This is a genomic window from Micromonospora inyonensis (genome assembly GCF_900091415.1).
In the GTDB taxonomy this organism is placed as follows: domain Bacteria; phylum Actinomycetota; class Actinomycetes; order Mycobacteriales; family Micromonosporaceae; genus Micromonospora; species Micromonospora inyonensis.
In genome coordinates this window covers 1,637,646-1,652,026 of record NZ_FMHU01000002.1, presented here as the reverse complement: position 1 = coordinate 1,652,026, position 14,381 = coordinate 1,637,646, and the positions used below count along the sequence as shown (strand labels likewise).

Annotated in this window: 14 protein-coding genes; 7 read left to right on the top strand and 7 right to left on the bottom strand. The window is 73.0% G+C overall.

From position 1 onward, the window contains the following. Positions 1–16 precede the first annotated feature (16 nt). The 3 genes from GA0074694_RS21830 to GA0074694_RS21820 all read right to left on the bottom strand — a co-directional run bounded on the left by GA0074694_RS21830 (position 17) and on the right by GA0074694_RS21820 (position 3,387). A complete protein-coding gene (locus GA0074694_RS21830; RefSeq protein WP_091461314.1) occupies positions 17–787 on the bottom strand; it encodes an amino acid ABC transporter ATP-binding protein in 771 nt (256 codons plus the stop codon). Further along, positions 784–1,701: an amino acid ABC transporter permease gene (locus GA0074694_RS21825; RefSeq protein ID WP_091461311.1), complete on the bottom strand. Its 918-nt coding sequence runs from the start codon at positions 1,699–1,701 to the stop codon at positions 784–786. Before GA0074694_RS21825 ends, GA0074694_RS21830 begins: the two co-directional genes overlap by 4 nt. 123 nt (positions 1,702–1,824) lie before the next feature. After that, on the bottom strand, positions 1,825–3,387 hold the full coding sequence (locus GA0074694_RS21820; protein ID WP_141714239.1) for a PucR family transcriptional regulator: 1,563 nt from the start codon (positions 3,385–3,387) through the stop codon (positions 1,825–1,827). Positions 3,388–3,589: 202 nt separating this feature from the next. Here GA0074694_RS21820 and GA0074694_RS21815 point away from each other — a divergent pair, with 202 nt between their 5' ends. Genes GA0074694_RS21815 through GA0074694_RS21800 form a run of 4 tightly spaced genes read left to right on the top strand, consistent with a single transcriptional unit; the run spans position 3,590 to position 7,781 of the window. Beyond that, complete coding sequence (locus tag GA0074694_RS21815) at positions 3,590–4,486, top strand: ABC transporter substrate-binding protein (protein WP_141714238.1); 897 nt, start codon at positions 3,590–3,592, stop codon at positions 4,484–4,486. A 2-nt stretch (positions 4,487–4,488) separates the two neighbouring features. After that, on the top strand, positions 4,489–5,712 hold the full coding sequence (locus GA0074694_RS21810; protein ID WP_091461305.1) for an amidohydrolase family protein: 1,224 nt from the start codon (positions 4,489–4,491) through the stop codon (positions 5,710–5,712). Beyond that, complete coding sequence (locus GA0074694_RS21805) at positions 5,712–6,701, top strand: alcohol dehydrogenase catalytic domain-containing protein (RefSeq protein ID WP_091461303.1); 990 nt, start codon at positions 5,712–5,714, stop codon at positions 6,699–6,701. Before GA0074694_RS21810 ends, GA0074694_RS21805 begins: the two co-directional genes overlap by 1 nt. Positions 6,702–6,740: 39 nt before the next feature. Beyond that, a complete protein-coding gene (locus tag GA0074694_RS21800) occupies positions 6,741–7,781 on the top strand; it encodes an LLM class flavin-dependent oxidoreductase (protein ID WP_091461300.1) in 1,041 nt (346 codons plus the stop codon). A 94-nt stretch (positions 7,782–7,875) separates the two neighbouring features. Here the strand turns inward: GA0074694_RS21800 and GA0074694_RS21795 are convergent, their stop codons facing one another. Beyond that, complete coding sequence (locus tag GA0074694_RS21795; RefSeq protein ID WP_091461297.1) at positions 7,876–8,058, bottom strand: transposase; 183 nt, start codon at positions 8,056–8,058, stop codon at positions 7,876–7,878. 163 nt (positions 8,059–8,221) lie between these two features. On the opposite strand from GA0074694_RS21795, the gene GA0074694_RS21790 reads away from it, so the two are divergent. The 3 genes from GA0074694_RS21790 to GA0074694_RS21780 all read left to right on the top strand — a co-directional run bounded on the left by GA0074694_RS21790 (position 8,222) and on the right by GA0074694_RS21780 (position 10,750). Further along, positions 8,222–9,103: a peptidoglycan recognition protein family protein gene (locus GA0074694_RS21790; protein ID WP_245714844.1), complete on the top strand. Its 882-nt coding sequence runs from the start codon at positions 8,222–8,224 to the stop codon at positions 9,101–9,103. A gap of 208 nt (positions 9,104–9,311) precedes the next feature. Next, the gene (locus GA0074694_RS21785) at positions 9,312–9,524 is read left to right on the top strand and encodes a hypothetical protein (protein ID WP_141714237.1); all 213 of its coding nucleotides are present in this window, start codon (positions 9,312–9,314) and stop codon (positions 9,522–9,524) included. A 170-nt stretch (positions 9,525–9,694) separates the two neighbouring features. Next, positions 9,695–10,750 (top strand): fatty acid desaturase family protein, encoded by a 1,056-nt coding sequence (locus GA0074694_RS21780; protein ID WP_091463613.1) that lies wholly within the window; start codon positions 9,695–9,697, stop codon positions 10,748–10,750. 54 nt (positions 10,751–10,804) lie between these two features. Here the strand turns inward: GA0074694_RS21780 and GA0074694_RS21775 are convergent, their stop codons facing one another. The 3 genes from GA0074694_RS21775 to GA0074694_RS21765 form a co-directional block, all read right to left on the bottom strand. Continuing rightward, the gene (locus GA0074694_RS21775; protein WP_245714843.1) at positions 10,805–11,971 is read right to left on the bottom strand and encodes an AI-2E family transporter; all 1,167 of its coding nucleotides are present in this window, start codon (positions 11,969–11,971) and stop codon (positions 10,805–10,807) included. Positions 11,972–12,302: 331 nt separating this feature from the next. After that, on the bottom strand, positions 12,303–12,941 hold the full coding sequence (locus tag GA0074694_RS21770; RefSeq protein ID WP_091463606.1) for a DUF2470 domain-containing protein: 639 nt from the start codon (positions 12,939–12,941) through the stop codon (positions 12,303–12,305). 97 nt (positions 12,942–13,038) lie between these two features. Then, positions 13,039–14,331 carry an MFS transporter gene (locus GA0074694_RS21765; RefSeq protein ID WP_091461291.1) on the bottom strand — a complete coding sequence of 431 codons (1,293 nt, stop codon included), beginning with the start codon at positions 14,329–14,331 and terminating at the stop codon, positions 13,039–13,041. Positions 14,332–14,381 lie beyond the last annotated feature (50 nt).

Sequence of the window (14,381 nt, the reverse complement as noted above, 5' to 3'; positions counted from 1 at the left end):
ACGGTGGTGGGTGGGTTCAGCCGAGGACACGGGAGAGGAACTCCCGGGTCCGGGGGTGCTGGGGGGCGCCGAGCACATCGGCCGGGGAGCCGCTCTCCACGACGACGCCGTCGTCCATGAAGACGAGCGTGTCGCCGACCTCGCGGGCGAAGCCGATCTCGTGGGTGACGACGACCATGGTCATGCCGTCGGCGGCGAGGGTCTTCATCACGTCGAGCACCTCGCCGACCAGTTCCGGGTCCAGGGCGGAGGTGGGCTCGTCGAAGAGCATGAGGTACGGCTGCATGGCCAGCGCCCGGGCGATCGCGACCCGCTGCTGCTGACCGCCGCTGAGCTGCGCCGGGTAGGCGTCGTACTTGTCGCTGAGACCCACCCGGTCGAGCAGCCGGCGGGCGGCGGCGGTGGCGTCGGCGCGGTTGTGCCGCAGGGCGCGCAGCGGCCCCTCGACCACGTTGCCGAGCGCGGTCATGTGCGGGAAGAGGTTGAACCGCTGGAAGACCATGCCGATCCCGCGCCGCTGCCGGGCGATCTCCCGCTCGTTCAACTCGTACAGCCGGCCCTGGCGCACCCGGTGGCCGACCAGTTCGTCGCGGACCCACAGCTCGCCGTCGTCGATGCGCTCGAGTTGGTTGACGCAGCGCAGGAAGGTGCTCTTGCCAGACCCGGACGGCCCCATCACGCAGAGCACCTCACCGGCGTGCACGGTCAGGGACACCCCACGCAGCACGTGGACCGGTCCGAACGACTTGTGGATTCCGATGGCCTGGACGACGGGTGTGCCGGTCACGCCTCGTTCTCCTTCTCTCGGCGCGCGAGGGCGCGGGCGGCCCGGCGGGTGGTGTGCTGGAAGCCCCGGCCGAACCGTCGTTCGACGAAGTGTTGGATCACGCTGAGCACCGAGACGACCACCAGGTACCAGATCGCCGCGACGATGAGCAGTTCGATGACCCGGTTGTTGGCGTAGTAGATGAACTCGGCGCTCTCCAGGATCTCGCCGAACGTGATCACCGCGGCGAGCGAGGACATCTTCAGCGTGCTGATGAACTCGTTGCCCAGCGGCGGGACGATCACCCGCATCGCCTGGGGCAGGACCACCCGGCGGCGGATCTGCCCCGGGGTGAGACTGAGCGCCTGGGCGGCCTCGATCTGACCCCGGTCGACCGCCAGGATGCCGGCGCGGACGAGTTCGGCGGTGTAGGCGCTCATGTTGATGCCCAGCCCGAGCAGGGCCGCCACGAAGGGCGTCATCACGTCGATGGTGCGGGCCTGGAAGCTGCCGAAACCGATGGTCGGGAAGACCAGCGCCAGGTTGTACCAGATCAGCAGTTGCAGCAGCACCGGCACGCCCCGGAACAGCCAGATGTAGCCGAGGGCGACCGTCCGGGTCACCGGGTTGGCCGACATCCGCATCACCGCGACCACGACGCCGAGGACGATGGCCAGCGCCATCGAGCAGAGCGTGATCACGACGGTGTTGCCCAGTCCATGCAGGATCGCCCCGGCGGTCAGGTACCGGCCGACCACCGACCACTCGATGCTGCCCTGGGCGAAGGCCCGGGCGAGCAGCGCGAGCAGGACGATCACCAGCGCTGCCGAGATCCAGCGGCCGTGGTGCCGTAGCGGCACCCGGGGCAGGCCGGCGAGTTGTCCCGGTCCCGGTGCCGGCGAGGTGGCGGTTCCACCCCGGTCCGTGCTGGTCATGGTGCCTCCCGTCGGTGCTTTCGCCGAGTCTCACCGGCGACGACGGGGCGCGGTACCTGACAGGAGGTCCACTGGGACCGCCCTGACCAGGACTCTCTGTCCTTCGGGGTTGCCGGGTCGGCGCTACGTCCGGTCCGGCGGCGGGCGGGTGTCGTCCGGGTCGGCGGCGCCGTCGGCGAGCAGGGCGAGCCACAGCTCCATGCGTTCGTAGGCGGAGGCGAGGTCGCGGGCGGTGATCCGTTCGATGCGCTCGATCCGGGCCCGCAGGGTGTGCCGGTGGATGCCGAGTTCGGCGGCGGTCTCGTTCCAGTGCCCGTTGTGCGCGAGGAACGCGCGCAGGGTGCCCAGCAGGGTGCCGTCCCGGCCGCCGTCGTGTTGCTGGAGCGGGCCGAGCACCCGGCGGACGAAGCCCGCGAGCGCCTGGGGGGACTGGGCGTGGAACAGCATCTGGAGGGCTTCCAGGTCGTCGAAGCGGGTCACCGCCCGCCGTTCGGCCAGGCCGACCTCGGCGGCGTGGCTGGCCGCACGGTGTGAGTGCGTGACGCGTTCGACGGGCACCACGTCGCCCAGGCCGAGCGCGACGGTGGGACGGACCGAGGCCAGTCGGGCGAGGGCGCGGGCGGTGCGGTCCGAGCCGTCGGTGAGCACGGTGACCCGGGCCTGCCGGCCGGTGGTCTGGACCACCGCCGCACCGGGCAGGTTGGCCTCGCTCATCAGCTCGTTCACCCGGTCGCCCAGCGGGTCGCCCCGGCTCGCGTCGCAGAGGTACGTGGCCACCCGGAGGGCGGTGGGGTCGAGGTCCCAGCCGGTGACGTGCTGGTGGGCCACCGCCGGCGCGATCGCGCCACGGAGCAGCTGGAGCAGGGTGTCGGCGCGCAACCGGCGCAGTTGCCGGCTGGCCGCCTGCGACCGTTCCATCTCCAGCGACAGCAGTGCCACCCCGCCGGCCAGCACCATCCGGCTGTAGTCGCTGGCCCGACCCGGCACGCCGGCGACCAGGAAGCCGCGCATCCGGCCCCGGGCGCCGAGGGTGTGGATCGCGATGGACTCGCGCGGGGTGACCACCGCGCTGCTCGCCCGGATGCCCCGCTCCCGGGTGCGCATGAGGTCCGGGAGCAGGGCGGGCAGCCGCTCGCCGGCCTCCGGCGGCCAAGCCCGGACGACGGTCGCCGCGGTGTCGGTGAGCACGGCCCACCCGTCGACCGCCCGGGAGATCGCGGTGACGATGCCGCCCCGTCCGGACTCCAACGCGGCGGCGGTCAGCGTCTGCTGGGCGTCGAAGGCGCGGGCGATGGTGTCGTAGCGCTCGGCGGCGAGCAGGTTGGACACGCCCTCGGAGATCGCCACGTAGGGCGCGTCGACCGGGATCTCCAGCACGGGCAGGCCGCGTTCCTCAGCGGCGGCCCGCAGCGGTTCGGGGACGTCGGGGTGGTCGAGGCCGACCCCGAAGCCGAGCCCGGCCAGCCCGGCGTCGGCGAGCCGGTGCAGGTACGGCCGGAACTCCTCCGGGTCGGTGATCCGCATACCGGTGGTGAGCAGGAGTTCCCCACCGCGCAGCCACGGGGTCGGGTCCACCGTCTCGCTGACGTGCACCCAGCGCACCTCGTTGCCCATACCGGTGCCGCCGGCCACCATCCGCAGCCGTAGTTCCGGCAGTGCGAGAACCTGCGCGACGGTCACCGTCATCGGACCCACCCCCTGTCGTCGATCATGATTGGACAGCCTGTCTTCGACATGAAGTACAGTCCGACCTGCGGCAACGTGACAATAGGTCGCCTTCCGACAGCCGCGCGGTCGCTTGAACACTGGGGCAACGTCAGCCGATCACCGGCGACGGTCAGGCGGGGTGTGGGGTGCGCCATCACCCGCGAACCCGGAGGAGACAGGTGTGAAGAAGTCAGCCACATGGGTGAGCGTGGCGGTCGCGGCGGCGCTCCTCGCCGGTTGCGGCGGCACGGACGAGCCGGCGGCCAGCACGTCGTCGGACAACCCGCTCAACGCGATGCTCCCCGAGTCGGTCCGCAGCGCCGGTCGACTCAACGTCGGCAACAGCCCGGTCTATCCCCCGATGTCCTACCTGCCGGAGGGCACCGAGGACCGCGAGAAGCGGCAGGGTTTCGACGTCGACCTGGCCCGGGCCATCGGCGAGAAGCTCGGCGTCACCGTCACGTTCGTCACCCAGGAGTACGAGCAGTACATCCCGTCCCTGGCCACCGGTCGGATCGACCTGGTGCAGTCCGCCATGCAGGACCTGGAGTCCCGCCGGCAGACGGTCGACTTCGTCGACTACTACACCACCGGACCACAGCTGTTCACCCGCGCCGACAAGGCCGGCCAGTTCCCGACCGAGGCCGACGTCTGCGGGCACAAGGTGGCGGTGGACAGTGGCGACACCGGGTACCGGAAGGCGCTCACCGACTTCAACACCCGGGTCTGTGCCGCCGCCGGCAAGCCACCAATCCAGGAACTGACCACGAACGGCACCGCCGACGCGCTGTTGCAGTTGCAGCAGGGCCGCGCCGACGTGAGCATCCGGGGCGCGGAGTCGATCCGGTACGTCACGAAGGAGCAGGAACCCGGCAAGTACGCGTTGATCGGCAAGCCCATCGCGGAGATCCCGGTTGGCATCGGCGTCAGCAAGAAGCAGACGCAGTTGCGCGACGCGGTGGCGGCGGCGCTCAAGGCGCTGATCGAGGACGGCACCTACGCCAAGATCGGCGAGAAGTGGGGCCTGTCGGACATCCTGCGTCCGGCGGTGACCGTCAACGGCCAGCCGGTGGCCTGACCATGACCGTCACCGTCCTGCGCGGCGGCACCGTGTTCACCCCGCAGCCGGCCGGCACCGCCGACGTGGTCGTCGGTGGACGTGACCTCCTCGCCGTGACGGCGGCGGGTGACTCCCCGTCCGGCGGCCCGCCGACCGGGTCGCCGGACGCGGTGGTCCACGACTGCACCGGCCTGCTGGTGGTGCCCGGACTGGTCGACGGGCACCTGCACATCGTCGGTGGGGGCGGCGGCGCGGGATACCACTCCCGGATCCCGGAGCTGCCGGCCGACGTGATCGTCGAGGCCGGCACCACCACCTGCGTCGGGATGCCCGGCGTCGACCCGGTCAGCAAGGGTCCGGAGGCGCTGCTCGCCCGGGCGTACGCCCTGCCGGTCGCCGGTCCACGCGCCTGGGTGATGGCCGGGGGGTTCCACTGGCCGCCGCCCACCCTGACCGGGTCCCTGCTGCGGGACCTCTACCTGCTGCCGCACCTGGTCGGCGTCAAGGTGGCCCTGTACGAACACAAGGCCACCTGCCCGGACCTCGCCGAGCTCACCCGGCTACTGCGGGAGCTGGAGTGGGCGGCCGGGGCCACCGGCCGGGCCGCCCTGCTGCACGTGCACCTCGGCACCGCGGCCGGCGACCCGGACCTGCTCCCCCGGGCTCTGGACGCCTCCGGCGCGGACCCGCGCCGACTCCAGGTCACCCACGCCAACTACGCTCCCCGGACCCTGGACGTGGCCGCCCGGATCGGTGCCGCCGGTTCCTGGGTCGACGTCAACCCGTTGATCAACCCGGATCGCATCGCCGGTGCGGTGGCCCCGGTCGGCGCGGTCGCGGAACTCCTCGACCGGGGGGTGCCGGCCGACCGGCTCACCCTCAGCAGCGACGGGAACGCCTCGGTGCCCCGCACGCTGCCGGACGGCACCCGGGAGGAGTTCGCCTACCGGGTGGAGCTGCTGCCCACCGTCCGCGCGCTGGTCACGACCGGCACCCTCGACCTGTCCGACGCCCTGGCCCTGGTGACCCGGAACCCCGCCACCGCGCTCCACCTGGCCGGTGCCGGCACGCTGCGGCCCGGCGTACCGGCCGACGTCGTCGTGCTCGACCCGGAGCTGCGGGTACGTCGGGTGTTCCGGGACGGCACCGAACTGGTCCGGGACGGCCGGGCGGTCACCCCCGCCCCGTTCCGGCCGTCGCCGGGCGAGATCGCCGGTGCTGGCCCGGACACCGGGAGCCGCTGATGCGACACGTCCTCTTCCAGGACCCGGACCCGGCGTCCGCCGGACCGCCCGTGCCGGTCTGGGCCGACGCCGCCACCCCGACGCCCGGCCCCGAGCAGGTGCTGATCGAGGTGCACGCGGCCGGGCTCAACCGCGCCGACCTGCTGCAACGCGACGCCGACTACCGGCCGCCGGCCGGCGAGTCGGCGGTACCCGGGCTGGAGTGCGCCGGTCGGATCGTCGCGCTGGGCAGCCGGGTCACCGACCTGCGGATCGGTGACCGGGTCTGCGCCCTGCTCGGCAGCGGCGGGTACGCCACCCACGTCGTCGCGCCGCGGGCCCAGGTGCTGGCGGTGCCCGACGGGTGGAGCATGACCGAGGCCGCCGCGCTGCCGGAGGCCCTGGCCACCGCCTGGTGGAACCTGCGGATGCTCGGCGGTCTGCGCCCCGGCGACCGGGTGCTGGTGCACGCGGCCAACTCCGGCGTGGGCACCATGGCCGTCCGCCTGGCCCGGGCACTCGGCGCGAGCGTCGCCGGTACGGTCCGCACCGCCGCGCTGGCCGAACGGGTACGGCTCCTCGGCGCCGACCCGGTGGTGGTGTCCACGGCGGCCGACGCGGAGCGGACCCTGCGGGAGCAGGCCCCGGAGGGGTTCGACATCGTGCTCGACCTGGTCGGCGCGGCGGTCGCCGGTCTGACCCTGACCGGGCTGCGCACCGGCGGCCGGTGGCTCTGCGTCGGCGTGCTCAGCGGCGACGAGGTCGCCCTCAGCCTGCGCACCGTGATCCGGCGTCGGCTCGTGCTGACCGGCGGATCGATCCGCAGCCTGCCGGCCGCCGAGAAGGCCGCCATCATCGCCGACGTGCGGCGTCGCGGGCCGTGGGCAGCACCGGACGGGATCCGCCCGGTGCTCGCCGCCGCGTACCCGCCGGCCGGGGTCACCGCCGCCCTGGAACACCTCGAACGCGGTGGCCTGCTCGGCAAGATCGTGCTCGATTTTTCCCGCTGACCTCGCTCCCCGCCCCGTCCCCAGCCCCCTGGAGTTGCCGTGACCCCGACCGCCCCCGCCCCCGCCCCCGCCCCGGAACGCGTCGGACTGGCGCTCGGCTACGACCCGACGGTGTCCGTCCGGCAGATGGCCGGCTCGGCCGCCGCCGCCGAGCGGGCCGGTTTCGACACCGCCTTCTTCTCCGAGACGTTGTTCACCAACCGCGACTCGGTCAGCGCCCTCGCCGCGTTCGGACTGGCCACCGAACGGGTCACTCTCGGCACCACCCAGGTGGTCCGGCTGCGCAGCCCGCTGGTGATGGCGCAGACGGCGGCCACCCTCGACGAGCTGAGCGGCGGACGGCTCGTCCTGGTCGTCGGGGCGTTCACCGCCAAGCACGCCGCCCGCAACGGCCGACCGTTGACGGACCCGGTCACCACCCTCCGGGAGTACGTCGAGTCGATCCGGGCGCTGCTCACCGGGGAACGGGTCACCTACCGGGGCGAGGTGGTGCAGCTCGACGACGTGCGCCTGAACTTCCCTCCGCTCCGGCCGGACATCCCGATCTGGATCGCCGCCGCCAGCCGGCGGGGACTGGTCAACGCCGCGAAGCTGGGTGACGGCGTGCTGCTCGACGCCGGCACGTCCCCCGAGTACTCGGCCAACGCGGTCGAGTTGCTCCGGCGCAGCTGCGAGAAGATCGACCGGGACCCGGCCGAGCTGACCGTGGCGCAGTTGGTCAACACCTCCATCGAGGACGACCGGGAGACCGCCGTCGCCGCGATCCGCTGGGAGGTCGCGACCAAGTTCACCTACGCGTCCACGCCGAAGGCCAAGATGTCGGTGGGCGAACCGACCATCGACCCGGACGACCTGCCCCGGTTCGCCGACGCCTTCGCCCGGGGCGGCAAGGCCGCGCTCCAGGAGATTCTGCCCGAGCGGTACGTCACCTCGTTGACCGCCACCGGCACCGCCGACGACGTGCGGGCCCGGATCGCCGCCTACCGGCAGGCCGGGGTCACCCTGCCGCTGGTCCGCCCGGCCGCGCCGCACCAGCTCGACCGGCTGCTGCGCACCTTCGGCCGCCCCGAGGTGGGGTGACCGGCGCGGAGCCGACCGGCGGTGGGGTGACCGGCGCGGGAGCCGAGCGGCCACCGCGTGTGGCAGGTCGGCGCGCCGCACCGGTCTGGCCGCCTCAGCCGGTGACCGGGGTGGGGCAGGAGTCCAGCCAGCGCCGGTACCAGCGGGCGAAGCCCAGTGCTGTGCCGTCCTCGTCGGCCCGCTCGGCCTCGTCCTGGCGGATCCAGCTCCGCAACGCCTCCGGACGCACGTCCAACTGCCGCGCCGACTGCCGGATCGGCGGTTTCGGCTCGTCCAACTGCTGGCCTCACCCCCGCCACCGAACTGCCGCCGCAGGACGCCACCGGAACCAGCGCCGGGAGATTCCTTCACGCCAGACGAACAACTTGTAGACAAGCTTCGATCACTGGCCCTATCGTCACCCCATCGAGATTCATTGATTCACTTCGATGGGAGAACCGATGCGACTCCGGCGATGGGCGAGCATGTCCCTGGCACTGGTCGTCCTGCAGAGCGCCGTCCTCGGCGCCGCCCCGGCCGCGCACGCGGCCGTGCCCGCACCGTCGGCGGACGCCGGGTCGGACCCCTCCGTCCTGAGCACCGACTACGGGCTGGCGGCCTGGGTACCGGCCAGCACGAGCAACTACACCGTGGCCACCCGGCCCACCGGCCAGCCCATCACCCACGTCGTCATCCACGTGACCCAGGGCTCGTACGCCGGTGCCATCAGCTGGTTCCAGAATCCGGCGTCCAAGGTCAGCGCGCACTACACGTTCCGCTCCTCCGACGGCGCGGTCACGCAGTCCGTCCGGGAGAAGGACATCGCCTGGCACGCCGGCAACTGGACGTACAACACCCAGTCGATCGGCATCGAACACGAGGCCTGGGTCGACAACCCGGCGTGGTACACCGACGCCATGTACCGGGCGTCCGCGGCGCTCACCCGGAACCTCGCCAACAAGTACGGTATCCCCAAGACCCGCAGCAACATCATCGCGCACAGCGAGGTCCCCGGAGCCACCCACACCGACCCCGGCCCGTACTGGAACTGGACCTACTACATGCAGCTGGTCAACGGCGTCACCGGAATCGGCTCGGGGACCGTGCACAGCGCCACCCCCGTCCTCAACGTGCGCTCCGGCCCCGGCACCGGCTACGCCGTCGTCGGCACCCTCACCGGCGGCACCACCGTCAGCGTCTACTGCCAGGCCACCGGCACCTCGGTCACCGGCCCCTACGGCACCACCGGCATCTGGCACCGGATCGGCACCAACCGCTACGTCTCGGCCGCCTACCTGAACACCGGATACAGCGGTTACATCCCGAACGTGCCGCGCTGCTAGCCACACCCGCAGCGAGGCCCGGAGCATCGTGCTCCGGGCCTCGGTCCGGGCAGCCACCCGCGTGCGGGCCCCGCTTCCCCCGGACGGGTCGAATGCTCCGAACGACCCGCGCCGCCCGGTCGCACCCCCCACCATGGAGGCAGGACGACCGCGACGGTGAGAGGGGCGAACGGTGATCAGGCGTCGACGTAGCAGGAGAGGGCCGCTGTTGCAGGCGGCGACGATGTCGCTGGCGGCGGTGGTGACCATGGTGGCCGTGGTGCGGGCGGCGCGCCGCCGCACGGCCGACGCCTCCGCGGGACATCCCTCCGCCGTCGGGGACCGGCTGGTCCCCGGTCGGGGCACGGAGGGGTCGGCGCTGGCCGGCGCCGCGGTGGGCCGGGGCAGCGAAACGGCGTCCTGGGTGGCGACCACCGGCTGAGACGGGCACTGTCACGACCGGGACGACAGCTCTCGACAGCGCCCGCGCGGAGGCCGGGTCCGCGCGGTAGGCCGTTTCCGGATACGCGGGCGATGACGACGAACGTCGACCGCGCCCGGACGGACAGGTAAGGCCCGGCCGGACCGGGTGCCACTGATGGAGCGGTGATCATGAGTGACGCGACCCTGGATACCGGACGTCACGGCGGCAGCGAGTATGCCGACCTGTCCCGCCTGGTCCGCCGGGCCGGTCTGCTCGACCGGCGGCGCGGCTACTACGCGGCGGTCATCGGCCTCCTCGCCGCGTCCTATGCCGGGGCGTGGACGTTGTTCGGCTGGCTCGGCGAGTCCTGGTGGCAGATGGGCGTCGCGGCGGCCCTCGCGGTGATCTTCGCCCAGGCGGGCTTCGTCGGCCACGACGCGGGTCACCGACAGATCTTCCGCACCCACCGCGCCAACGACCTGGCTGGCCTGATCCACGGCAACCTCCTGATCGGCCTCAGCTACGGCTGGTGGGTGCGGAAGCACAACCGCCACCACGCCCACCCGAACACCGAGGGCCGGGACCCGGACATCGTCGTGCCACCGCTCGCCTTCACCCGGAGCCAGACGAGGGACCAGCGGGGGCTCGGCGCACTGGTCGTCCGGCACCAGGCCCTGCTGTTCTTTCCGCTGCTGTTGTTGGAGGGCCTCCACCTGCACGTCAACAGCGTCAAGGCCCTCCTCGGACGGGGACGTGTCGCGCGACGTCCCACCGAGATCGCGCTACTCGCCGTCCACCTCGGCGGATACCTCGGCGCCGTGGTGACCGTGCTGAGCCCCGCCCAGGCCGTCGCGTTCGTCCTCGTCAACCAGGGTCTGTTCGGGCTCTATTTGGGCAGCTCCTTCGCGCCGAACCACAAGGGCATGCCGATCCTCACCGCCGACGACCGCCTCGACTACCTGCGGCGGCAGGTCCTCACGTCCCGCAACGTACGCGGCGGCTGGGGCGTCGACACCCTGCTCGGCGGTCTGAACTACCAGATCGAGCACCACCTGTTCCCCAGCATGCCCCGCCCCAACCTGCGGCACGTCCGTCCGCTCGTCCGGCGCTTCTGCGCCGAGCACCAGGTCCCCTACCACGAGACGACCCTGTGGCGCTCGTGGGCCCAGGCGTTGCGGCACCTGCGGGCAGTCGGCACCGACCGCCCCGCCGGGGGGCGCGGAGTCGACCCGGACCACCACTGACGCCCCGGCGCGGCCGCCCGCCGACAGCGATCGCGCGTCCCGGCGGGCGCCCCGTCACTCGTCCGGCACGGTGGCGGCCGGCGCGTCCGGGCGGTGGTGGTCCAGGTGGTCACGGGCGTACCGGTAGGCCACCGCCACGATCGCGGCGACCGGCACCGCCAGGAAGGCGCCGGTGATCCCGGCGAGGCTGCTGCCGGCGGCGACGGCGAGGATGACCACCGCCGGGTGCAGGCTCAGCCCGCGTCCCTGGAGGAGCGGTTGCAGGACGTTGCCCTCCACCTGCTGCACCAGCAGGACGATGCCGAGAACGATCAACGCTGTGGTGGGGCCCCGGTCGACCAGCGCGATCAGGACCGCGAACGCCCCGGCGACGAACGCCCCGATGATGGGGATGAAGGCGGCGAAGAAGGTCAGCACCGCCAGTGGCAGCACGAGGGGCACCCCGAGGAACCACAGGCCGACGCCGATGAAGAAGGCGTCGATGAAGCCGACCAGCGCCTGCTGCCGGATGAACTCCGACAGCGTCCGCCAGCTCCGCTCGGACAGCTGCGCGACGTGGACCCCGGCACGCGGGCCGGTCTGCGCCGCCAGCCACGGCACCCAGCGGGGGCCGTCCTTGAGGAAGAAAAAGCACAGGACGAGGGCGAGCACGGCGTTGACGATCCCGGACCCGACCGAGGTGGCCCAGGTCAGCACGTAACCGGCGATGTTCTGCGCGTTGGACTGGAGGGCGGCGAAGACGTTGTCGATCGTCTCGCCGATCTGGTCCTCACCGAGGTTGAGCGGGGGGCCGGTGAGCCACTGGCGGACCTGTTCGAGTCCGGCTGTCGCCTGCTCGGTGAGTTCACCGACCTGACCGACCACCGGCGGCACGACGAGGACACCGATGGTCACCAGCAGGGCGAGGAAGGCCAGCAGGACCGTCGCGGCGGCCAGCGCCGCCGGCCAGCGGTGCGCGCGGAGGAACCGCACGGCCGGCCAGAGCACCGTGGTGAGGAGCAGGCCGAGCACCACCGGGAAGAGCACGACCCAGAGCCGGCCCAGCAGGTAGCCGAGCCCGACGATCGCGGCGGCGATGACGAGCAGCTGCGCCGCGACGATCGCCACGCGGCGGATCGCGGCCCGCACCCGGGGACCGCGCTCCGGTGGCCGGACCGGTGCCGGATCCGCCGTCGGGGTGACGGCCACCGGCTCCCGGGGGTCGTCCTCTGCCTGGGTCACGTCTGCCTCCACACCATGGTCGCCCTGCCGACCCTAGTCGTGCGGGGCGACCACGATGACGTGCGGGCCCACTCACGCGGGAGCACCGACCCGGGCCGGCGGCGATCGCCTCGACCAGCCCCTCCACCGCCGCGCGCCGGCACGACGGATCCGCGTGGGCCAACTGGGCGAGAAGTTCGGTCACCGACACCCGGCGGAAGCTACCGGGTGCCACCGACAGGGAGACGGCTCCGGTCAGCTCGGTGGGCGTCCGACGGGTCGGCGTCCCGGCGGCTCTGCGACCCCGCCGGCCGCCGGGACGGGGCGGGGCGGGGCTGACCGGCCGGCGTGGTCAGGGTGCGCAGCGGGCCAGCAGTCGGGCGATCTCCGCCGGCACCTGGTCCGGGCCGCGCAGTGACCTGGTGAAGGGCAACCGGACGTCGCGGTGGCCGGTCGCGGACTCCAGCCGGAGAACGAGCCCGCACCGGTCCAGCCGGAGCGGGTGGATGCGTCGCGCCTCCCGCCGCAGGGGCCCGGGAACCAGCTGGGCCAGGGTCCGCACGGTCTGCTGGCCGTCGTCACCGAGGTGCCGCAGCAGGTCCGCCTCGGCGGCGGCGAGCGGATCGGGCCGCGCGGCGGCGAGATCCTCCGGGTCGACCGGCGCGTCGCCGTCGGCGTCGACCAGCTCGGCGGTGACCAGGTCGAGGCGGGCGCTCACGTCGGCACCGCCGGGATCCGCCGCGGTCAGCCAGCCGGACAGCGTCGCGCGGGACCGCACCCGGTCGCGCATCGGCACCGGGGCCAGGCCGGTGACCTCGACCTGCGCGGCCACCTCGCCGGCGGCGAGGAGGTGCCGGGCGACCCGACTGTCGGCGGGTAACGTCAAGCGGAGCCGGCCGGCGGGGTCGACGGTGTGCCGGCCGGCGAGCTCGGCGCGGTGGTCGGGGGTCCGCAGGGTCAGCGATTCCGTCCCGGCCAGCAGGGTTCGCATTCGTTCGGCGGCCGTTCCGGCCCTCACCGTCTTGCCCACCACGGCGCCCTCCAGTGGGGCCAGCCTACCCGGCTACCACGGCCGGGGCCGGAGTGGCTCACGCCACGACGGTCCTCCCCTGGCCCGGGACCGCCACCGTCGGGGCGTCGTCGGGGACCGTACCGGGCCGGATCCGGCCGTGGAACCGCCGCTGGTGCCGGACCCCGGCGACGACCCCGGCCGCGACCAGCGCCACGGAGGCGACCGCGACGGCCGGGTAGCCGGCCCGGTCTGCCGCGGCCAGGCCGATCGAGGCGGCGACGAACGAGCAGATCAACCCGAACGACGACAGCACGGTGAAGTCGGTGCCGCCGGTCTCCGGCCGGGAGTAGTCCATGTTCACCGTGTAGAGCACCACGTTGAGGACGGTGTACGCGGCCATGAAGCAGCCCAGCGCGACGACCGTGCCGACCAGGGGTGCGTGACCGTTCAGCAGCGGCAGCAGCAGGAGGGCGGAGACGGTCAGCGCCGCTCCCCCGACGACGAGCACGCCGCTGCGGCCGAACCGGCCGATGCCGGATCCGGCCAGCAGGCCGGCCAGGATCGCCGGCACGCTGATCACCACCCCGGTCACCACGCCGACCCGCTCCAGGGTCCAGCCGGCGTCGACCAGCGCCGGCGTGGCCAGCGCGTACGCCGCCCCGGCACCCACGTAGACCAGCGGCACCACGACGAAGGTCCACCACCGGCAGCCGGGTTGACCGAACGTCGACAGCAGCGCCCGGTACGCCTGGCCGGTGCGGGTCACCCGGTCGGTGCGGGGCGGCTCCCGGAACCGCCACACCACCAGCAGGCCGACGGCGGTCAGCACGGCCAGCAGGAGGATCGCCGGGACCCAGCCGAACCGGTCGTAGACGATCACGCAGGCCCCGCCGCCGAGGAGGTTGCCGAGGTAGCTCGCCGCGACCTGGATCCCGTTGCCGGTGCCCCGGGTGCGCGCGGAGAGCAGCCGGACGGCGACCGCGTCGGCGGCGACGTCCTGGGTGGCGGAGAGCAGCACGTACGCCGCGCAGATCGCGACGACCGGACCGAGCCGCTCGGCGGGGCGGGTGAACGGCAGCAGGGCCAGCAGGGCCAGCACCAGGCCGCCCTGGAGCACCAGCAGCCAGGACCGGTAGTGGCCGTGGCGGCGGGAGCCGTACCGGTCGAGGATCGGGGCCCAGAGGAACTTGACCGGCCAGATCAGACCGACGACGTTCAGCAGCGCCAGGGTCTCCAAGGACGTGCCGCCGTCGCGGAGGATCGCGGTCAGGCCGACGGTGATGAAACCGATACCCAGGTACTGGGTGACGTAGAGCGCCGTGAGCGTGCCCAGGCGGCCCGACGCCGACCGGTCCCGTACGTGTTCCACTCGCCCTCCCGGTCGCGATAGTTAGGTGAGGGTAACCTAACTTAATCCAC